Source organism: Shewanella sp. Pdp11, from assembly GCF_002838165.1.
Lineage (GTDB): Bacteria > Pseudomonadota > Gammaproteobacteria > Enterobacterales > Shewanellaceae > Shewanella > Shewanella hafniensis.
The window spans coordinates 1,781,012-1,801,200 of the sequence record NZ_CP015194.1; the positions used below are offsets into that span (position 1 = coordinate 1,781,012).

At 45.7% G+C, this 20,189-nt stretch carries 21 protein-coding genes; 10 read left to right on the forward strand and 11 right to left on the reverse strand.

From position 1 onward, the window contains the following. Positions 1-68: 68 nt before the first annotated feature. Positions 69-620: a thioredoxin family protein gene (locus AYJ58_RS07875; RefSeq protein WP_106649670.1), complete on the reverse strand. Its 552-nt coding sequence runs from the start codon at positions 618-620 to the stop codon at positions 69-71. Positions 621-855: 235 nt separating this feature from the next. Here AYJ58_RS07875 and AYJ58_RS07880 point away from each other — a divergent pair, with 235 nt between their 5' ends. Together AYJ58_RS07880 and AYJ58_RS07885 are read left to right on the forward strand one after the other, a co-directional pair. Continuing rightward, positions 856-2,397, forward strand: coding sequence for a S10 family peptidase (locus AYJ58_RS07880; protein WP_106649671.1), 1,542 nt, complete (start codon positions 856-858; stop codon positions 2,395-2,397). Positions 2,398-2,531: 134 nt separating this feature from the next. After that, complete coding sequence (locus tag AYJ58_RS07885) at positions 2,532-3,146, forward strand: LysE family translocator (protein WP_106649672.1); 615 nt, start codon at positions 2,532-2,534, stop codon at positions 3,144-3,146. 89 nt (positions 3,147-3,235) lie between these two features. On the opposite strand, the gene AYJ58_RS07890 is transcribed toward AYJ58_RS07885, so the two are convergent. Together AYJ58_RS07890 and AYJ58_RS07895 are read right to left on the reverse strand one after the other, a co-directional pair. Then, on the reverse strand, positions 3,236-3,556 hold the full coding sequence (locus AYJ58_RS07890; RefSeq protein WP_106649673.1) for a DUF3144 domain-containing protein: 321 nt from the start codon (positions 3,554-3,556) through the stop codon (positions 3,236-3,238). A gap of 73 nt (positions 3,557-3,629) precedes the next feature. Beyond that, positions 3,630-4,193 (reverse strand): pilus assembly FimT family protein, encoded by a 564-nt coding sequence (locus AYJ58_RS07895; RefSeq protein WP_106649674.1) that lies wholly within the window; start codon positions 4,191-4,193, stop codon positions 3,630-3,632. 187 nt (positions 4,194-4,380) lie between these two features. On the opposite strand from AYJ58_RS07895, the gene ung reads away from it, so the two are divergent. Further along, positions 4,381-5,046: a uracil-DNA glycosylase gene (gene ung / locus AYJ58_RS07900; protein WP_106649675.1), complete on the forward strand. Its 666-nt coding sequence runs from the start codon at positions 4,381-4,383 to the stop codon at positions 5,044-5,046. 84 nt (positions 5,047-5,130) lie between these two features. On the opposite strand, the gene ispB is transcribed toward ung, so the two are convergent. Beyond that, on the reverse strand, positions 5,131-6,102 hold the full coding sequence (gene ispB / locus AYJ58_RS07905; protein ID WP_157825793.1) for an octaprenyl diphosphate synthase: 972 nt from the start codon (positions 6,100-6,102) through the stop codon (positions 5,131-5,133). Between the two features lie 271 nt (positions 6,103-6,373). Between ispB and rplU the strand changes: the two genes are divergently transcribed. The 7 genes from rplU (at position 6,374) to AYJ58_RS07940 (ending at position 10,742) form a co-directional block, all read left to right on the forward strand. Further along, entirely contained in the window at positions 6,374-6,685 is a 312-nt protein-coding gene (gene rplU, locus AYJ58_RS07910) for a 50S ribosomal protein L21 (RefSeq protein ID WP_006080526.1), read from the forward strand. Between the two features lie 14 nt (positions 6,686-6,699). Further along, positions 6,700-6,954 carry a 50S ribosomal protein L27 gene (gene rpmA, locus AYJ58_RS07915; protein WP_006080527.1) on the forward strand — a complete coding sequence of 85 codons (255 nt, stop codon included), beginning with the start codon at positions 6,700-6,702 and terminating at the stop codon, positions 6,952-6,954. A 213-nt stretch (positions 6,955-7,167) separates the two neighbouring features. After that, entirely contained in the window at positions 7,168-8,337 is a 1,170-nt protein-coding gene (gene cgtA, locus AYJ58_RS07920; RefSeq protein ID WP_106649677.1) for an Obg family GTPase CgtA, read from the forward strand. A gap of 27 nt (positions 8,338-8,364) precedes the next feature. Next, positions 8,365-9,126, forward strand: a complete 762-nt coding sequence (locus tag AYJ58_RS07925; RefSeq protein ID WP_106649678.1) for a threonine/serine exporter family protein — start codon at positions 8,365-8,367, stop codon at positions 9,124-9,126. Next, positions 9,123-9,596, forward strand: a complete 474-nt coding sequence (locus AYJ58_RS07930) for a threonine/serine exporter family protein (protein ID WP_106649679.1) — start codon at positions 9,123-9,125, stop codon at positions 9,594-9,596. Before AYJ58_RS07925 ends, AYJ58_RS07930 begins: the two co-directional genes overlap by 4 nt. Positions 9,597-9,623: 27 nt before the next feature. Next, positions 9,624-10,106, forward strand: a complete 483-nt coding sequence (gene folA / locus AYJ58_RS07935; RefSeq protein ID WP_106649680.1) for a type 3 dihydrofolate reductase — start codon at positions 9,624-9,626, stop codon at positions 10,104-10,106. Between the two features lie 222 nt (positions 10,107-10,328). Then, positions 10,329-10,742: a DUF3718 domain-containing protein gene (locus tag AYJ58_RS07940; RefSeq protein WP_106649681.1), complete on the forward strand. Its 414-nt coding sequence runs from the start codon at positions 10,329-10,331 to the stop codon at positions 10,740-10,742. A 268-nt stretch (positions 10,743-11,010) separates the two neighbouring features. Here the strand turns inward: AYJ58_RS07940 and AYJ58_RS07945 are convergent, their stop codons facing one another. The 7 genes from AYJ58_RS07945 to lptD all read right to left on the reverse strand — a co-directional run bounded on the left by AYJ58_RS07945 (position 11,011) and on the right by lptD (position 20,063). Beyond that, the gene (locus AYJ58_RS07945; RefSeq protein ID WP_106649682.1) at positions 11,011-13,032 is read right to left on the reverse strand and encodes a methyl-accepting chemotaxis protein; all 2,022 of its coding nucleotides are present in this window, start codon (positions 13,030-13,032) and stop codon (positions 11,011-11,013) included. A 96-nt stretch (positions 13,033-13,128) separates the two neighbouring features. Continuing rightward, on the reverse strand, positions 13,129-13,953 hold the full coding sequence (locus AYJ58_RS07950) for a symmetrical bis(5'-nucleosyl)-tetraphosphatase (RefSeq protein ID WP_106649683.1): 825 nt from the start codon (positions 13,951-13,953) through the stop codon (positions 13,129-13,131). A gap of 21 nt (positions 13,954-13,974) precedes the next feature. Continuing rightward, complete coding sequence (gene apaG / locus AYJ58_RS07955; protein WP_028761528.1) at positions 13,975-14,355, reverse strand: Co2+/Mg2+ efflux protein ApaG; 381 nt, start codon at positions 14,353-14,355, stop codon at positions 13,975-13,977. 48 nt (positions 14,356-14,403) lie between these two features. Continuing rightward, the gene (gene rsmA, locus AYJ58_RS07960) at positions 14,404-15,210 is read right to left on the reverse strand and encodes a 16S rRNA (adenine(1518)-N(6)/adenine(1519)-N(6))-dimethyltransferase RsmA (protein WP_106649684.1); all 807 of its coding nucleotides are present in this window, start codon (positions 15,208-15,210) and stop codon (positions 14,404-14,406) included. A gap of 15 nt (positions 15,211-15,225) precedes the next feature. Continuing rightward, on the reverse strand, positions 15,226-16,212 hold the full coding sequence (pdxA, locus tag AYJ58_RS07965; RefSeq protein ID WP_106649685.1) for a 4-hydroxythreonine-4-phosphate dehydrogenase PdxA: 987 nt from the start codon (positions 16,210-16,212) through the stop codon (positions 15,226-15,228). Positions 16,213-16,218: 6 nt separating this feature from the next. Beyond that, on the reverse strand, positions 16,219-17,523 hold the full coding sequence (gene surA / locus AYJ58_RS07970; RefSeq protein WP_106649686.1) for a peptidylprolyl isomerase SurA: 1,305 nt from the start codon (positions 17,521-17,523) through the stop codon (positions 16,219-16,221). Between the two features lie 242 nt (positions 17,524-17,765). Beyond that, positions 17,766-20,063, reverse strand: coding sequence for an LPS assembly protein LptD (gene lptD / locus AYJ58_RS07980; RefSeq protein ID WP_106649687.1), 2,298 nt, complete (start codon positions 20,061-20,063; stop codon positions 17,766-17,768). Between the last annotated feature and the right edge of the window lie 126 nt (positions 20,064-20,189).

A 20,189-nucleotide genomic window follows, 5' to 3' on the forward strand; every position in this document is an offset into this window, starting at 1 on the left:
TTTGGCTTTTATAGATTTGAAGTGAGCAAAAAGGCTGCTGTGCAGCCTTTTTTATTGGTTATTTTCCGTTAGCTGCGATTCGTTTGTGCGGCAGCAAGGCCATTCAGTACATCACTCATACTGAGTTTTGACGGCAAAAGAATGCCATTGGGTGCGCTTGGACCGTAGATTTTATTATAGGGCGTACCTGGAACACCTTCATGGCGCATATAGCTTTCAATCGTTTTGTTGGCCTCACTCCAGTTGCCTTGCATCAGGATAATATTGTCTGCCATTAAGGCATTCACTATTTGTTCCCTGTGGGTGACTTCGGCTTTATTGGTTTGGCAGATGGTGCACCAATCTGAAGTGATATCGACAAACACTGTATAGCCTTGGGCAACCAGAGGGGCAATTTGCTCGGGTGCTAAGGTGTGCCATTGCAGTTTTTGATAGGCTTGATAATCCTCGCCTTTATGTACAAATCCAATAATCGCACCGAGTCCTGAGGCGAAAAATCCCAGTACAAATATCACCGCCAGCGGTATGGTTTTTCCTTTTTGTCTTTGCCAAAGCAGCAGCAAGATAGCGCCGATTAATAGACAAAGAATGATAATACTGATCAGAGTAATAGTGCTCATAAAACTTCCTGCTGGAGAATGGCGTGCCTTTATTAACCATAGAGGTTAAGGAATACAGACTTAGATTCGTGCCTATCTTAGCGGTTAACGGCTTAAATCAGCGTGAATTTATGGGATTTCATTTAAGCAGTCCTTTGACGCATTCAGTTGCAATTGTGTTTTGCGCCTGCTGTTGAGTCTTTGTAAGCTGGGCAGGATGATAGTTACCGCTATAACAAAAATAAAAGGAAATAAGATGACACCTTTACTATCGTGTCGACGCGCGTCGGCTAGGCCGCTTTGGTCATTATTACTGTTGCCGTTGATCGTATTCTGCTCGAGCCTGAGCTATGCCGAACCCGCCAAAAAGGCCGAGGATAAAGCCGACAAGCTTGCCCCTGAAGTCGTCAAAACTGAGCATAAGATGACGATTCAAGGGCAAAAAGTCAGTTACCAAGCGATAAGTGGCGAGACTATTTTAAAGGATGATAAAGACGAGCCGCTGGCGAGTATTTTCTCTATTAGCTATTTACGTAACGATATTAAAGATAGCAGTACACGCCCAGTCACTTTTATCTTTAACGGCGGTCCGGGTTCGGCCTCACTTTGGTTGCACATGGGCTTATTCGGTCCTAAACGTGTGGTGGTGCCGGATGCAAAGGATGACGGTGCAGCACCTTATCGCATTGAATCAAATGATTACTCTGTGCTCGATGAGTCCGATCTCGTGTTCATCGATCCCGTAGGCACTGGCTTTAGTCGCGCTTTAGGCGATAAAAAAGGTGCAGACTTTTGGGGCGTGAAAGAAGATGCCCAGTCAATTGCCGAGTTTATTCGTCGCTGGTTGATTGAGCATAAACGTTGGAATTCCCCTAAATATTTGGCGGGTGAAAGTTATGGTACTACCCGCGCGGCAGCACTTGTTAATGAATTGCAGGGCGGTTGGACCGACATTTCGGTCAATGGGATTATGCTGATTTCATCCATTCTCGATTTTAGTCATGCCCGTTACCAGCCGGGTAATAATCAACCATACATTGGTTTTTTACCGACCATGGCGGCGACGGCTTTTTACCACAATAAAGTCAGCGCTGCGGATAAAGCCTTGGGGCTAGAGGCTTTTATTGAGGAGGCGCGCCAGTTTGCGATCAAAGATTATGCCCTCGCGTTATTGCAAGGCAGCCGCTTAACACCCGAGGCCTATCAAGCGGTACGTCAAAGCTTAGCGCGCTTTACGGGGTTAAGTGAGCACTATTTAGATCGTGTTAATTTGCGCGTGAGCGCCAGTCGATACACTAAGGAGCTGCTCAGAGATCAAGATTTGACAATAGGACGCTTAGACAGCCGCTACACAGGTAAAGACTATGATAGTGGCGGCGATTCAACTGACGATGATCCATCAGGTTATGGGATTGATGGCGCTTATACAGCTGCCATGCATCAATATCTGTATGACGATTTGGGCGTGACCCTATCCCGTCCTTTCAATGTACTCTCTGTTGATGTGAACCGAGGCTGGAACTGGAATATTAGCGGTAAGCAGATGCACTATGTCAACGTGGCGCCTTATCTTGGTCAAGCGCAGCGTGAGAATAAAGATCTGCGGATTTTTGTCGGCAACGGTTACTTTGACTTTGCGACACCATTTTTTGCCACCGAAAATACCTTTGCCGATAACGGCATAGATAATAGTCGTGTGAGTATGCATTACTATAAAGCGGGACACATGATGTACGTTGAGCCCGAATCATTAACTCAGTTAGTGAAGGATATCCGTGCTTTTTATCAGCCTAAATAGCCGTTAATTTATCGACAAATGGATGGATTAGCGTTAACGCCTTAATGGCGCGATGCTAGAATAGCAAGCAAGTTTAAGGCCCCAGAGTTTATCTACATCAAAGGGGCCTTTTTATTCGGCGTAAGGTGTGCTCAATGAGTTTTAGTACTTGGTTAGGTTTATTGGCTATTTGTTGTTTGGGGGCTATGTCGCCGGGCCCAAGTTTAGCTATGGTGGTGCGCCATACCTTAGGCGGTGGACGGGGCAAGGGCATAGTGTGTGCGTGGGCACATTCGATAGGCATTGGGATTTATGCGTTGGTGACGTTACTCGGCTTAGCGGTTGTACTTAAAAAGGCGCCCTTAGTCTTTAATGGCATTGCGATTCTCGGTGCTTTGTATCTGGCTTGGATGGGAATTCAGGCGCTGCGTTCCAAGGGCGGTATGCAAGCTAAATTGGCCGCAGGGGAGGCGACAGATACCTTAACCGCAGCCCGTGATGGTATCGCCATTTCCTTATTTAATCCTAAAATCATGCTGTTTTTCCTCGCGTTATTTAGCCAATTCGTGATGGTGGCCGACAGCATGACGGCTAAAGCTTTAATCGTTTTTACCCCTTTAGTGGTCGATGGGCTTTGGTATACGCTTATCGCTTTATTGTTATCCCACTCAAGCGTGTTGCCTAAACTACGGGAAAAGGCAGGGTTAATTGATAAGTTGTCCGGCGTGGTGTTGATACTGTTGGCGTTCCGCGTGGTGTACACGCTTTAGTTATTGATTGTAGGTCATCTGTTTCAACAAACATAAACGCCATCAATCGATGGCGTTTTTTATGTTTTCACTATGCATGAAAGGCGTGCTTAGCCTTTAAACATTTGCACTGAATTGTCGGTCTCTTCTGCCACCGCTTCTTGGAGAATCGGCGGATTCGCGATGTGATCGTCTAAGTTGTCACTCAGCATTTCTTTGAATTCACTGCTAAACCATTCTAATGCGCTTTCTTTCTCGGCGCCGAGATCCGCTGATTTTATCGCGGCTTCGAAGGCGTTAAAACGTGCCGCGGCAAAACGCAGTGCCGTGCCAACTTTGCCTACATCTGCTTCTTGTTGGCTTAGCTGGTTGGCTAAGGCAATAAACTGATCGGCAAGTTCGTAAATGGTGGTGTTGCTCGTGTCGGTCATGGCGTTCACTCTAAAAAGTAACAGATTAAAGTTGGATTCTAACGTAATTGACGTAAGAAGGAATCGTCAGGCATTAACTATTGGGATCTGTGTCGGTAATGACTACTCCGGTTTGGGAGTCATAACTGATCGAGAGTTTGTCGTTGGTTCGATAGAAATAAGTACACTTGCCAGGGTTGGTATAGCTGGCTTTGTAGTCGGTTTCAGTCGTATCAACATTTAGGCGTGAGACACTCGGTTGGGTATTTTGGAATAATACTTCCCATACTGAGATACAGTCTTCGACATTATCGAGCGCCGGTGAGGCTTCATTACCAAAGATATAGTGTTGTGCAGGCCAGCCGAAGGCGTTGAAATCCACTTGTTCAGATTGCGCCGTGCCAAATACCGGTAAGTCTTCTTTTGGACCTGAACCCACTTTTACCGCCCAAACGGATCGCGCCAGATTGATGGCTGACTTAAAGCCACCGCCTGCGGCTTTGACTGTTGCGATTTGCGCATCTTGCTGCACATTGATAAATTTTGGCAGGGCCACTACCGCTAAAATACCGAGCACTATGATGACCACCACAAGCTCTATTAAGGTGAAACCCGTTTGATGTCGTTGCATCAATTTATCAGAATGTTGGATCATCATGGCGTATTAGACTGTGCGAGAATGGGCGCACTATAGCATTTAAATTCGAATGTTTTAAATTGAAAGTCTTAAAGCGAAACACAGCAAGCATAGTCTTATCAATTATCGACAAGCATAACCTTCAAACTTGCCATTCCACAGTAGGACTTTTAAGCTAACCCGATAATAGAATTGAGGAAGTAAAATCGTGACTCAGGCGACATGGCAAACATTTATCGATGAGCAAAGGGCTTTGCCTTATTTTCAGCAACTAAGTGCGTTTGTAGACAATGAACGCAGGGCTGGAAAAGTGGTTTATCCTCCAGAAGCCGATGTTTTTAATGCCTTTAGTATGACTCCGCTTGAAAAGGTCAAAGTGGTATTGATTGGTCAAGATCCCTATCACGGCCCAGATCAAGCCCATGGTTTATGCTTTTCGGTCAAGCGCGGTATTAAACCGCCGCCTTCCTTAGCCAATATGTACAAGGAATTAGCGACGGATATTGATGGCTTTACCATTCCATCCCACGGGGATTTATCCGCATGGGCGGAGCAGGGGATCTTAATGCTCAATACGGTATTAACCGTTGAGCAAGGTAAGGCACATTCCCATGCCAAAGCGGGCTGGGAAGTATTTACGACTGCAGTGCTGGAATTATTGAATCGCCAGACTCAGCCGATTATCTTCGTGCTTTGGGGCAGTCATGCCATCAAAAAAGGTCAAGTGATTAACGCACCGCAACATCAAGTGCTTACTGGGCCGCATCCTTCACCTTTATCGGCTTATCGGGGGTTCTTTGGTTGTGGGCATTTTTCTCAAGTGAATCAATTATTACTTGAGCGGGGCAAAGCGCCGATCCGCTGGCAGGTTTAATCTTAGGGTTGCGGGTTTGAGGCAATAAAAAAGGTCTTACTGAGTAAGACCTTTTCTTTGGGCTAAAAACGAATTAACGAGTGATTAATGATTGCGGTCGACCGAAATCTTAGCTAGCGCAACTAAGGCTTGCTTGTAGTCACTATCGGGCAGAATCGATAATGCCTCGATGGCTTTCTCTGATTCTTCAATCGCTTTTTGCTGGGTGTAGTTTAATGCGCCGCAATGGTGTAGTGCTGCCACGATTTTATCTATGGCTTGTGTACCATTGCCTTGCTCAATTGCTTGACGTATGAGGTGTTTCTCTTCGTCTGTGCCATGGGCAATAGCATAGATGAGTGGCAGAGTCGGTTTACCTTCAGCCAGGTCATCACCTATGTTCTTGCCTAGCTCATCACTGTCGGCGGTATAGTCAAGTAAATCGTCGGTAAGCTGGAAGGCGGTACCAAGATACTTACCATAGTTACCTAAGGCGGTTTCTTGCTCTGGCGTTGCACCCGCTAACACGCCCGCAAGCAGGGTGGCTGCTTCAAACAACTTAGCGGTTTTGCAATAAATGACCCGCATATAGCTGTCTTCTGTGGTATCAGGATCGTTGCAATTCATCAGTTGCAAGACTTCGCCTTCGGCCAACACGTTCGTGGTATCCGCCAACACTCTGAGCACTTTCATGCTGTCGAGTTCGGTCATCATCTGGAATGAACGGGTATAAAGGAAATCCCCGACCAGCACGCTGGCGCTATTGCCGAATAGTGCGTTGGCGGTTTCTCGTCCGCGGCGCAATGTCGATTCATCAACTACATCATCGTGGAGCAATGAGGCTGTATGGATAAACTCAATAATCGCCGCTAGCTTTAGATGCGCTTCGCCTTCGTAGTTGACCGCACGTGCGGCTAATACCGACAGCAGAGGACGAAGACGTTTACCACCACCATTAATAATGTAAAAACCTAATTGGTTAATTAGGGCGACATCTGATTCAAGCTGTTTATATATCAGCTGATTGACTGCTTGCATATCAGTGTCAGCCAGTTGACGAATAGCGTTTAAATCCATAGTAGACTCTGGTTGTGGGGTCATTACGTACCGGCCCCTGTTTAGGCTCACGTGTTATAATGAAATGAATTTTACCTAAAATTCTGACATATGACAGCACTAGCTCAACTAATGTGAGAGTTAATCCGGTCTTTTTTTATTCTTTCCTAATTAGGGCTTGCCAGAGTTAGATTCTTCGCGTAAACTCCGCGCCCATTGTCAATAAAGTTTTTATAGCACCCTGCCTCATCCAAGAATGAGCCCGCGTGTTAGGAATTGGAGTAAAATAGCTATGTACGCTGTTTTTCAAAGTGGTGGTAAACAACACCGTGTAGCCGAAGGCCACACTGTTCGTTTAGAAAAGTTAGAAGTTGCAACTGGCGAAACTATCGAATTCGATCAAGTTCTTTTGATCGCTGATGGCGAAACAGTGCATGTTGGTGCTCCTTTAGTAGCTGGCGGTAAAGTCGTTGCTGAAGTTGTAAGTCACGGTCGTGGCGATAAAGTAACTATCGTTAAGTTCCGTCGTCGTAAGCATCACGACAAGAAAATGGGCCACCGTCAGTGGTTCACTGAAGTTAAAATTACTGCTATCAACGCATAATAGGAGTCTAACTCATGGCACATAAAAAAGCTGGCGGTTCTACTCGTAACGGCCGCGATTCAGAAAGTAAACGTCTAGGTGTTAAGCGCTTTGGCGGTGAATCAGTTCTAGCTGGTAACATTATCGTTCGTCAACGTGGTACTAAATTCCACGCTGGTGTAAACGTTGGTATTGGTCGTGACCATACTCTGTTTGCTCTGACTGACGGTAAAGTGAAATTCGAAGTTAAAGGCGCTAATAACCGTAAGTTTATTAGCATCGAAGCTTAATTTTCGAACCTAGCTTATACTGTTAAAGCCCCGCCATTGGTGGGGCTTTCTGTTTTTGTGCTTCTATTTACGCCGTGTAGATGCTTGAGTTGGTAAATGATTACCAAGAATGAGCATTGACAGGTAAGATTGGGAGCAAAGTATCTCGAGTTTTTTGGCGACCAATGAAGTTAGACGGTATAATTGCTTCATTCAGTGGTGCCAGGAGTAAGTATGAAGTTTGTCGATGAGGCAGTAATTAGGGTCGAAGCAGGCGACGGCGGTAGCGGTTGTGTTAGCTTTAGGCGCGAAAAGTATGTACCTGATGGTGGTCCTGATGGTGGTGATGGTGGCGACGGTGGCAGTGTTTTCCTGCAAGCTGACGAAAACTTCAACACTTTGATCGAGTTCCGTTTTGAACGTTTTCACATGGCTGAGCGTGGCGAAAATGGTCGTGGCCGTGATTGTACCGGTCACAGCGGTAAAGATCTGATCTTAAAAGTTCCTGTTGGTACTCGCGCGGTCGATCATGATACTGAAGAAGTCCTTGGGGATTTAACGACCCACGGTCAAAAGCTATTGGTTGCCAAAGGTGGTTTCCATGGTTTAGGTAACACCCGTTTTAAGAGCAGTACTAACCGTGCCCCACGTCAAAAGACGTTAGGAACACCCGGTGAAGTGCGTAGCCTTAAATTAGAGTTGTTACTGCTGGCTGACGTTGGTTTGCTTGGCATGCCTAACGCGGGTAAGTCGACATTCATTCGTGCGGTTTCCCGTGCAACGCCGAAAGTGGCTGATTATCCGTTTACAACACTAGTGCCTAACTTAGGTGTGGTTAATCCACGTCCTGGTCAAAGCTTTGTGATTGCGGATATTCCTGGTCTCATCGAAGGTGCTGCCGATGGTGCGGGTTTAGGTATTCGCTTCTTAAAGCATCTTGAGCGTTGTCGTATTCTACTGCACATCATCGATATTGAGCCGATTGACGGAACCGATCCGGTTGAGTCTGCGCGCGCTATTGTTGGTGAGCTTGAGAAATATTCTCCAAAGTTGGCGAGCAAGCCGCGTTGGTTAGTCTTTAACAAAACCGATTTGCTGCTCGAAGAAGAGCTGCAAGAAAAGGTTGACCGTATCGTTAAAGAAATGGGTTGGGAAGGTGACGTTTACACTATTTCTGCCTACAACCGCGACGGCACTAATGAGTTGGCATTAAAACTCCTCGATTATATTGCGAGCCTGCCACCAGAAGACAATGAGGTTGACCCAGATAGTGAAGTCGAGTTCAAGTGGGATAATTATCATCAAGCCAACCTTGATTCATTAAATGAAGACTATGTTGATGAAGATGATGACGACGACTTTGATGATGACGACTACGATGTAGAAGTTATTTACCAGAGATAATCTTAACGTCCTAATTTTGAGAGTTCAGTGTACGCAGATACTCAAAATGATATTACTCGGCAAGTTGTGCGTGCTGCACAATTGCTACTGGCCTACGGCGCAGAATCTGATTTAGTTGAAGAAATCAGCCAGCGTCTAGGTCAGGCTTTAGGCCTTGCCAGCATAGAACTCTCCATTTCCTCCAATTCCCTCGTATTAACCAGCTTGGTTCATGGTCGATGCATCACTACGACTCGTCGCATCCGTGAGCATGGCATTAATATGACCATAGTTTGTGAATTGCAACGCATCTGTTTATTAGCTGAAAAAGGGCTGTATGGCCCCAATGAAGTGCGTAAACGTTTAGCGCGGATTGAGCCTAAAAGCTATCCTCCAAGCTTAGTTGTCTTCATGATTGGCCTGTCTTGTGCTAGTTTTTGTCACCTGTTTAATGGTGATCTTATCTCGTGTGTGATTACCTTTTTTGCCGCAGCAGTGGGTATGTCAGTACGTTTAGCGATTGCTAAACGGCATTTTAATTTATTGATTAACTTTGCCGTCACCGCTTTTGTCACCAGCATGTTGGCTCAAACGGGCTATGTGTTTGAATTAAGTGAAACCCCTAAGGCAGCAATGGCTGCGAGTGTGCTAATGCTAGTGCCTGGTTTTCCGATGATCAATGCGATATCGGATATGGTGAAAGGGCATATGAATGTCGGCATTTCCCGTTGGGGCCATGCGACCTTGTTGACCGTTTCTTCGGTCATCGGGATTACGATCGCGATGCAGATCGGCGGGATTTTCCTATGATGGAATTACTGATAACGCTGTTGCACGATGCTTTTTTCTCAGCAATCCCCGCCGTAGGATTTGCTATGGTGTTTAATGTTCCTAAACGATTTCTTCCCTATTGCGCTATAGCGGGAGCCATTGGTCATAGTTCGCGCACCTTAATGCTACAGTTTGGTTTACCAATTGAGTGGGCCACCTTTGCCGCGGCTGCTATCGTCGGGATTATTACCATAGGGTTTGGAAAACGCCACTTAGCCCCCCCTTTAATGTATGCTGTCGCCGCCATTATTCCTATGATCCCAGGTACTTATGCTTTTAATACTGTCATTGCCTTAGTGCAATTGACTGCCCAGTCGCAGGTGAGTCCTGAGCTGACGGCACAAGTGATTAGTAATGGCCTCAAAACCGTCTTTATTCTCGGGGCGTTAGCTGTGGGGCTAGCCATGCCGAGCTTGCTGTATTTCAGAACCCGCCCCGTCATTCAATAATTCTATTTCAATAAAACAGGAGTGAGCATGCGCATTGCTATGATAGCCGCGATGGCAAACAATCGAGTCATAGGGAAAGAGAATAAAATGCCATGGCATCTTCCAGAAGATCTACGTCACTTTAAAGCCATGACTTTAGGTAAGCCCGTGGTGATGGGCCGTAAGACCTTTGAGTCCATTGGTAGACCCCTTCCTGGCCGACATAATATAGTGATTTCACGTCAAACGGATCTCGTCATTGAGGGCGTGACTTGTGTGACTTCTTTTGATGCCGCCAAACAAGCCGCTGGCGAGTGTGAAGAGTTAGTAGTGATTGGTGGTGGACAGCTTTATGCCCAATTGCTGCCCTGCGCAGATACCTTATATTTGACACAAATCAAGCTAGAGGTAGAGGGAGATACATTTTTTCCCCACTGGGATGATGGAACTTGGAAAGAAACGGAATCTTTGTCTAGTATAAATGCGGATGGTTTAGAATATCGCTTTATCAACTTGGTAAAAAAATGTTAAATTGCAACCTCTATTGTATACCCTGTGTGTATGGCTCGTCAGTTTGTCTAACGTATTGCATCATATCGGACATTTAGTTTTCACGGAAAGAAGAGATAGCCTATTTCGTTATCCTAGATTTCGAACAAGGGCTAAAGCTAAGAGGTCAATACTATTTAGAGATGAGATTCAGCCCATACAAAATTGATAATAAAACTATAAGAAAGTATTAAGGAGTATCGGATGCGTCTTATGCCTGTAGCCTTGGCTGCGTTAATTGGATTTAGCTATATTGCTGTACCAACCCCTGCTGTAGCGGGTGTTGACCCACTTGTAGCGAGTATTTGCGATTACGTAAAAGCTAACGATAAAAACCGTCTACGTAAAAAATTAAAAGAAAGCCGTGTTAAGCTACGTCAGATTTACAGTGGCATCAGTTGCGATGGTGCAAGTCTATTGCGTACTGCCTACGGCGCGAGTGCGAATGACGCTGGTGAGTTTGTTGCTAAACGTTTGTCTGTGACTGAACTGAGTGTCGCAGAGGCCGATGGTATGACTATTCAAGCTTGGGCCGAAGCAAACGGTCATGCAGATAGCCCTATCACTGCAGCAGTGAAAGAGCGTCTTGGCGCTGCAGCGGGCGGCGAAGAAGAGTAATCGCTGAGCTGAACTTGTTGCTCCGAACCAGCGGCACTTTAGCCCATTTTGCTGCTTAGTTTCATTCAGTGACGAGTATTAAGCGCTTTGGATTAAACGCTTTGCCTTGAATTAGATAAATGCCGAACTTAAGTTCGGCATTTTTTATGGCCTTAATTTGTGTAAAGTCGGTCAAGCTGGGTGTTCGGTAAGATCGGGGAAGTGAATTATGCTCAAAAGAAAGGGCCGCTAAGCGACCCTTGGTTTAGAGGATTTTAATGATTAAAATTTAGACTCTAAATTCGCCGACTGAAGCTTGAAGCTCTTCGGCTAGCTTGGCAACTTGATGGCTAGATTGAGCCGTTTGATCTGCGCCGATAGCGGTTTCTTCCGAAATGGCTGCAATATGCTCTAGTTTTTCAGACACTTGCTGGCTGACTAAATTCTGCTCTTGAGCAGCATGGGCGATATGAGTGCCTGAGTCATAGGCCTTATGCACTGATTGGCTAATTGTTTCGAGGGCAATATTGGCTTGCTCCGTTTTTTCAACGCAGGCATTGGCCTGAGCGCGTCCCATATCCATGGCGGCAACGGCTTGTTCTGCACCTTGCTGCAACACTTCGATCATCTGTTGGATCTCTCGGGTCGATACCTGAGTGCGTGAGGCTAAGCTACGGACTTCATCGGCAACTACTGCAAAACCACGGCCTTGTTCGCCGGCTCTAGCTGCTTCAATGGCGGCGTTGAGGGCGAGTAGGTTAGTCTGCTCTGCAATGCCGCGGATCACATCCAAGATTGAGCCAATTGAGGCGCTATCAGACTGCACTTTATTGATCACTACGCCTGCCTTGGCGACTTCATCGGCTAAAGCCAAAATAGTCAGTTTGTTCTCTTCGGCAATGGCGCGCATATGCTGAGTTTCTTGGTCGGCTTGCTTGATTTGCTCAAGGGCTTGATCTGCACTTAACGACACCTGTTGCGCGCTAGAGCTCAGTTCAGTGGTTGCTGTGGCCACTTGGTCAACTTGGCTTTTTTGCTCTTGAATGCCCGAGGTGGTTTGCGCTGTGATTGCCGACGTTTGTTCAGCTGCCGCGGCCAGTTGGTTCGACCTATCCAAGATACCGATAATCAAACTGCGTAAGCTATCGACGAGACGATTGCAGTTTTTCGCCAGCTCCGCAAATTCATCGTGTCCAGAGTCATCCAGCTTATGGGTAAGGTTGCCTGAGGCTAAGACGTTAAGGGCATTGTTCACTTGGCTGAGTGAGCGTTTGAGCGGGTTCACTACAGCAAAACTCACAATGACAGCGACAATAATGGCAACTAACACCACAATCATGGTTTGTATGCTAGCAGAGTCAATCTTAGCTATGGTGTCGTTGCTCATATTGGCGGCAACAAGTTCGATGTTATTGCTCACGTCCTCCATGTTGGAATTAATAACTTTCACGTCTTTTTCGATAATACCGAGTTTGATTACGGCTTCTTTAGCATGGGAAAGTTGGCTCGATTTCAGCTGTAACATAGATTGCGGGCCAGTGACGAGTGCTAAAACTTTTTCGATATCTTTAGTGACTGAACTTAAGGTATCCGCATCGACGATACCTTGACCGTGACGATTTACATATTCAAGCTTGTTCTTAGTTTCGCTTATAATATAGTCCAGTTCTTTAGAGATCAATTCGTGTTTATTGTCTTCTTCATTAGTCACTAAATCTGCAATAGTGGTGATGATATTCCCGAGGCTAGTATCAATCGCGCTGGCTGACGCGGCCAGGCTCTGTTCATCGGGATTTTGACTGCTTTCTAAATCAACAATATCGAGCAGTTCTGATGAGGCATCATCGGCAGCATTTTCGAGTTTTTTCTTTAGATTAACTAGCTGTTCTTGCTTGCTTAATGAAGCCTCACGTTCGGCGATCATCGCAAGGCTGTCTCGCTCAAAGGTTGAGAAACTACCGTTTAGTTGGCTGATTAAGGAGGTGAGTTCTGGCTGGCTTTTCACTAATTGGGTGATGTTGGCTATTTCGTTTTTGAACTGAGTGCCATGATCATCGAACACTTTACGAATACTGGGAATATTGGTCGATTTAGGGGTGTGATAAGCAATCAGGATTTGTCTTTGTTGCTCGCTCAAGGTTTCACTGAGGTGATTGGTCGACTTAAGCGCAGGTAAGCTTAATTCTTGCATCATCGCCGAGCTGGCTTTTAGGCTGTTGTTGGTGAGGTAGGATGTAAATCCCAGCACCACGAGCAAAAGCGTGACAATACCAAATCCGCCAATCACTCTGGTGGCTACGTTAAATTTCATAGGATACTCCGATTTTTATTATATTTTTCCAAATGAAAACAGGGCGATTTCAGGGTTAGGCGGCTCAGTTTGTTATCGACTTTAAGCTATTTTAGTTTAACTCTTTTTTAACTTTTTTTGGGTAATTTTTTGGTCTTTTTCAAGATGCCATAGGGTTAAGTGTTCACCCCAACAACAACCTGTATCTAAAGCCTTTAATTTAGTATCGCCAACCTTGCCCATCAGTGCTGCCCAATGGCCAAAAACTAAGGTGTGGCTCTGTCGTAGGGGCGAAGCAAATTCAAACCAAGGTTTGAGTTGTGGATTAGTACAGCTTTCAGGAGGTTGTTTACAATCAAAATCGAGTCTGCCATCGACATAGAGGTAGCGCATGCGTGTTAATGCGTTGATGCAGTAACGTAAGCGTTCTATGCCAATTGCACTTGGGTCCCATTGCTCGGCGGTATCCGAATACATTTGGGCTATCAATGCCTCAAGATAATCATCTTGTTTGAGTGCACGGCTGACGAGTGCGGTTTCTTCTCTTAATATCTCAAGCGACCACTGCGGTGGCACACCCGCATGACTCATGATGAGCTGGTGTTCGGGTAATTCACGCATTAGGGGTTGCTGTCTCAGCCAGTCAATTGAGGCTGAAATATCGGGTGATTCAAGAATGTCAGTTAAATTATCGCTGGGCTTTGCGCGTTTGAGCTTGCCGTGCAACGCCATTAAGTGGAGATCGTGATTTCCTAAAACCGTTTTTGCGGAATCACCTAAAGAACGAAAAAAGCGCAGTGTAGCTAAGGAGTCTGGTCCGCGAGCAACAAGATCACCTACAGCCCAGAGTTCATCACGGGAGGGATTAAAATCGACCTTAGCGAGTAATTTTTGTAATTCAGCGAAACAGCCTTGAATATCACCAAAAAAATAATGCGCCACAGTGCCCCTTTCCTAATGATATTAATGTAGTAAGCCTGGGGTCGCTAAACGGAAGGGACGGATCGTCGCTTGGAAACGCTCACCCGATTCGCTGACCATACCATAAGTGCCATGCATTATGCCAAGTGGCGTATCGAGCACAGTGCCACTAGTGTATTGATAGGCGGTATTTGGCGCTATGGTGGGCGTTTCACCGACAACTCCGGCGCCTTGGACTTCACTGGTATTGCCATTGGCATCTGTGATTATCCAGTGACGGGTCTCGAGTTTTGCCGCCTGCTCCCCTAAATTGATGATAGTGATGGTATAGCTGAAGAGGTATTTTTCATCCTCGGGTGAGGACTGCTGCTCTATATATTCAGTTTTAACTTCAACCCGAATGGAGGTGTCCAATGCGCTCATTCTTGTTCCTAGGCTTTGGTATAAGGGCACCTAAGTGCCCTGATATATTTATGCTTTTTTATCACAAACCATGTTAGCCATAGCAACATACTGCTGCACGCTAATCTGCTCTGGTCGTTGACTTGAGTCAATCCCTAATTGCTCGAACTCATCGTCAGATAACATGTGCTTTAAGTTATTACGCAGAGTCTTACGACGCATGTTGAACGCCGTAGTACAAAGGTGACGTAGTACGGTCACATCTTTGCAAGGGTATGGCTTGACCGCGTATGGTAGCAAGCGTACGACTGCTGAGTCGACCTTAGGTGCGGGCGTAAAGCTGTGGGGTGGCACTTCGAGAACCGGAACCACTTGGCAGAAGTATTGTGCCATTACCGTTAATCGACCATAGGCTTTACAGCCAGGGCTTGCCGATAAACGCAGCACCACTTCTTTTTGCAGCATAAAGTGCATGGTTTCAATCTGTTCGGCAAATTCGAACAGATGGAACATTAGCGGCGTTGAAATGTTGTAAGGTAAGTTACCGAACACTTTCATCTTTTTGCCAGGCACACTCAATTGGCCAAAATCAAACTGCAGAGCATCACCTTGGTGAATGGTCAGTTTATCTTTAAGGACTGGGTGTTGATGTAAGCGTTCAACCAGATCGCGGTCGAGTTCGACGACGGTCAGATTATCCACAGCATCGGCTACGGGTTCGGTTAAGGCGCCAAGGCCTGGGCCGATTTCGACCATCACATGGTGATTATCGGGGGCAATAGCACCCACAATGCGGTCAATCACATTGCCGTCGGTAAGGAAGTTTTGTCCGAAACGCTTTCTGGCCGTGTGGCCTAAATGTACTTTGTTGCTCATTAATAATGTAATCGTTTAGTTCTTTGAGGATAACTCAATGGCTTTATTCAGAGCACAGACAAAACTGCCAATATCGGCTTTGCCTGTACCCGCGAGTGTGAGCGCCGTACCATGGTCAACCGAGGTACGAATATAAGGTAAACCTAAGGTGATGTTTACCGATTTGCCAAATCCTTGTGACTTGAGAACGGGAAGTCCTTGGTCATGGTACATGGCCAAGACGACATCGGCGTCCTGTAAATATTTAGGTTGGAACAGGGTATCGGCCGGTAATGGGCCGACAATATTCATTTGAAACTCTTCTCGTAACTCGTTGAGTGCCGGAATAATCACGTCGATTTCTTCACGCCCTAAATGACCGTCTTCACCTGCGTGTGGATTGAGTCCACAGACATAAATTTTCGGCGAAACTATGCCAAATTTACTTTTCAGATCGGCATCGAGAATCTTGATAATATGCTGTAGGCGCTGACGTGTTATCGCCTTTGCAACATAGGCCAGCGGGATATGAGTCGTGACCAGCGCCACTTGCAATCCAGGCGTTGCCAGCATCATCACCACATCGGGGCAATTTGCTTGATGAGCAAAAAACTCAGTATGGCCACTAAAGGAAATACCTGCTTGATTGATAATGCCTTTGTGTACCGGACCCGTCACGACAGCATCGAACTCGCCGCTCATGTTTTTCTCACCCGCATAACGCAAGGTTTCAACCACATAAGTGCTGTTTTGCTCATCGAGTTGACCACAAATTGCTTCGCTTACTAGCTTGAAGGGCGCTATGGTTAATGTGCCCGCTTCTTGCGGTTTAGGCGCTTGATTTGGCTGGTAAGGACGGAAAGTTACTTGCAAACCGAGTTGTTTAGCACGGCTCGCTAATAATTCTGGATCCGCACAAACGACTAACTCAGCAGGCCAAGCCTGCTGAGCGAGTTGTACGACTAAATCGGGGCCGATACCTGCGGGTTCACCTGGGGTAACGGCAATACGTTTAGTGCTCAATTAACATTAACCTCGATTGGTCTCTGGCTGGAAGATTTCAATGTATGCGTCTGAACGCATTTCGTCTAGCCAGTTTTGCAGTTCTTCGTTAAATTTGCGACGGAAGATCAACTGGTGCGCACGGTTGCTGTTGAACTGATCCGTGGCATCGGTTTTTCTGCGTTCTTCTAACTGAGTGATATGCCAACCGTGGGTGGTACGGAACGGCTCACTAATCTGGTCGGTTTTTAAGCTATTAAGAGTTTGAGCAAACTCAGGCACGTAAATGCTTGGTTCTGCCCAACCTAATTCGCCGCCTTTAGTGGCTGAACCAGGATCTTCAGAATATTGACGCGCAAGATCCTCGAACTTAGCTTCACCTGAGCGAATTTGCTTCAGGAATTGCTCAAGCATAGCTTTAGCACGGTCTTCCGACAGAATTGGTGATGGCTTAAGCAAAATGTGGCGCGCTCTGACTTCTTCGATTTCTTTGGTTTGTAGGCCACGAGCATCCATGATCTTGATGATATGGAAACCTGCACCACTCTTAATTGGACCGATAATGTCGCCTGTTTTCGCGCCGTTGATCACTTCGGCAAACAGGGTTGGCATTTCGTTGATGTTCATGTAGTCCCAAATACCACCTTCGAGTGCTTTAGGACCCGAAGAAGACGCAATAGCAGTGCGGCGGAAATCTTCACCACTCTTCAAACGCTCCAAAACGATATTGGCACGTTTACTCGAGGATTCCAGCTGTTCACTGGTTGGATTACTTGGCACGTCAATCAGGATGTGGCCAATTTGATATTCCACATCTTTCATCCCTTGTTCTTGGATGAGTTTGACTAGGCTGGTAATTTCCTGTGGTGACACTTGGATACGGCGTTGTACTTGAATACGTTGAATTTCACCTAAGGTGATTTCTTCGCGTAATTGCTCGCGGTATTGGCTAAAGCTTAACCCTTCGCTTTCAATTTTCTGTTGCATCTGGGCCACAGACATTTTTTGTTCGCGCGCGATGTTTTCAATCGCTTGGTCTAATTGTAAGTCACCGATATGCAGGCCGATACGATCTGCCATTTGCAGTTGTAAACGGGTCAAGATCAAACGTTCGATCACCTGAGTGCGCAGGGCACTGTCGGAAGGTAACGATTGGTTTGCCGTTTTGGCATTGGCTTTAACAGTGTCAATCATGTTAGCGATTTCACTTTCGAGCACTATGCCGTCGTTAATTTGGACCGCAACACGGTCGAGTGGCTGAGGTGCGGCCAATGTAGGTTGGCTGATAGCGAGTGCAAATAAAGCAAAAATCAGATGTTTACTGGGTTTCATCCACAAAATCCTTGGCACGTTCTAAGGTCAGGTTCGACGGCTTAATTGAAATAACTTTACCATTTATATCGAAATTACAGCGAGTTGCCCTAATGTAATTTTTTGGCGATGCATTTGAGTGCATGGTTAACCCTTTAGATCCGCTTTTATTAGCGTTAGCAAAAGGCAAACGGTAAGGCACTCATTAACCTGTTTGGACTCTCAGTCCTTGTTGAGGTTCAGCAATCTATCACAATTCTTTGCTAATTCCTCAGATAAAGCGGTTTTCTGTAGTTAAACAGGCCGTCATTGAGCATATCTGATACGCCTAATGGGCCAGAACCACCGAGTCCTTTAATGACTAAGTTCAGGTAGAAGCCGCTTTCAAATTGCTCACGGGAGTCAATAGCAGCAGAGCCTATGTTGTCGTCATAATTGGTTTTAATGCGGTAGTGATAACTAAATCGCACCGCATAACAGCATGATTCGTATTGAATACCTGTGTAGGTTTCAATGCCGCGGCTTTCGTTTAAGTCATAATACCAATTACCCACGAAGTAGAGATCGTCACTGATAGGCCAAGCACCACGAACGCCCGCTTGGGAGATGTTCACAGTATCATTGGTATTGGAGTTCAATAAATCAGGAACGTAACGATAACTAAATTGCAGTAATTTGTTCGCTTCGGGTCTGAAGTCTAAAGTGACTTCCGTTTTTTTATTTTCGCTGGTGTTGGTGTCGTACTGAATTGCCGCACCCATGTACCAATTATTCGTTAAACGTGTATCTAACTCGGCGGCTAGTACTGATGTAGATTGATTTGATTCAAAAATATTGTCTTCATAACCGACTTTACTGTCTTGCAAGTAAAAAATTTGCCCTAGGCTAAATTTAGTCGCTTCTTGGTTGTGATCGTCGAACAAGCGAGTTGTTAAACCAAGCGTAATTTGATTCGCATCGGAGATCCGATCCAGCCCCGAGAAGCGGCGATCACGGAATAGACCAAAATAGTCATCCTGCAATTGGGCCGTATCATAAATACCTATACCACGTTGGTCTTCGTAGCCGACATAAAGATATTGGAATTGTGGCTCGAGTGTTTGGCGATAGTTTTCATCGAAAAGCTCAGTAAAACGCTCGAAATTAATCTGACCATTAATCCGTACCTGTGGAATGGTTCGACTTACTGTGTCGTCCAGATCTTCATTAGGATCGTTATTCTGTTGCCAATAATTGGTCTGCATTAACTTCACTTGGCTGGTGAGTGAGCCCGAAGGTCCGTGAATCGGCAGAGTCACGCTCGGTGCCATATGTAAACGTGTCGCCGTATTTACATTGTTGTCTTGATGGGCAAAATTAGTCAGCTCCGAATTAAAACCAAAATCTAAATTATTCCAAAAGTCGGCAGCACGATAGTTAAAGTTGACCTGAGGCATCACCTGATACGGTTTTTCATCTTCACCGAGTACTTTAATGTCTTGGACCCGAGTGCTGATATCCCAGTTACTTTCGAAGTAGCTGATTTCACCTATGCGCGACAATTGGTTGTCGGTAGCACGGTTCACATCTGACTTTAAGTCATTGAAATAGTTGTTGTCTGACACGTCAGTAAAATTAGCTAAAACACGCCAATTTTTGTCGATAGCCCCTTGATGTTGCCAGTTATACAGGTAGCGATTAGGGCTGCCACTGATCAATTGATCGTTGCCTAGATATTCAAAATTGACTCGACCTTTTTGAGCCTCGCCTGCTAAATAACCAAACTCAGTCTTAGTGAATAAACCACGGTTAGACATATAGTTAGGTGTAAAGGTTAAATCATATTCAGGGGCAATGTTCCAGTAATAGGGCGCAGAAAATTCGACGCCATTGGTGGTACTGGTGCTAAAGCTGGGATAGAGGAAACCCGACTTACGTTTATCAGAAACCGGCACTGTCATGTAGGGAATGTAGAATACAGGCACGCCGCCGACTCTTAACTTGGCATTCCAAATTTCGCCCCATTCTTCTTCACTGTTAATCTTGATTTTCTCGGCTTCGAGCAGCCAAGAGACATTGTCGGGTGGACAAGTGGTAAAGTTAGTATTGGTTAAAATTAAATTGTTATTGATGGTAATTTGCAGCTTTTCTGCATCGCCATGGACCTGTTGTCCATGCAGCCAATATTGCGCCCCTTTAAGGGTGGCACGATTGGAGCGCATTTGAGCTTGTAATGACTCGGCGGTAACAGTGAAGTTACTGTCTTGGAAGACTAAATTACCATTGGCATCAAACTGTTCGGTCGCTTGATCTAAAATCGCCTCATCGGCCGCTATGTGTCTATCGCCTTGGCTAAAAACCACATCACCACGGAAAATCGCCTGTTTGCCCATTTCGGCATTGGTATTATCAGACGTGATACGAATTTTGTTGAGTTCAGCCGCACTCATCCCTTGGGTTTGAGATACGATACGGGGTACTGGCGGTTCGATTAAGCATTGAGATGCCGAAGCGGTTGGAGAGTCGTCTGCCAGGACTAATTGCGGTAACAGGCTCAGGGCCAGAAGGTATCGGATCTGCATCTTTAGGTCAGTAATTATGATTTCTTATTCTGGACAAGTATGGATGGGGAAAGTTGCAATTTACAAACGCAACGCCGCTTAATAAATCTCTCAATTTCTTAGCTGTTTCCAAATTATATGCCAGCT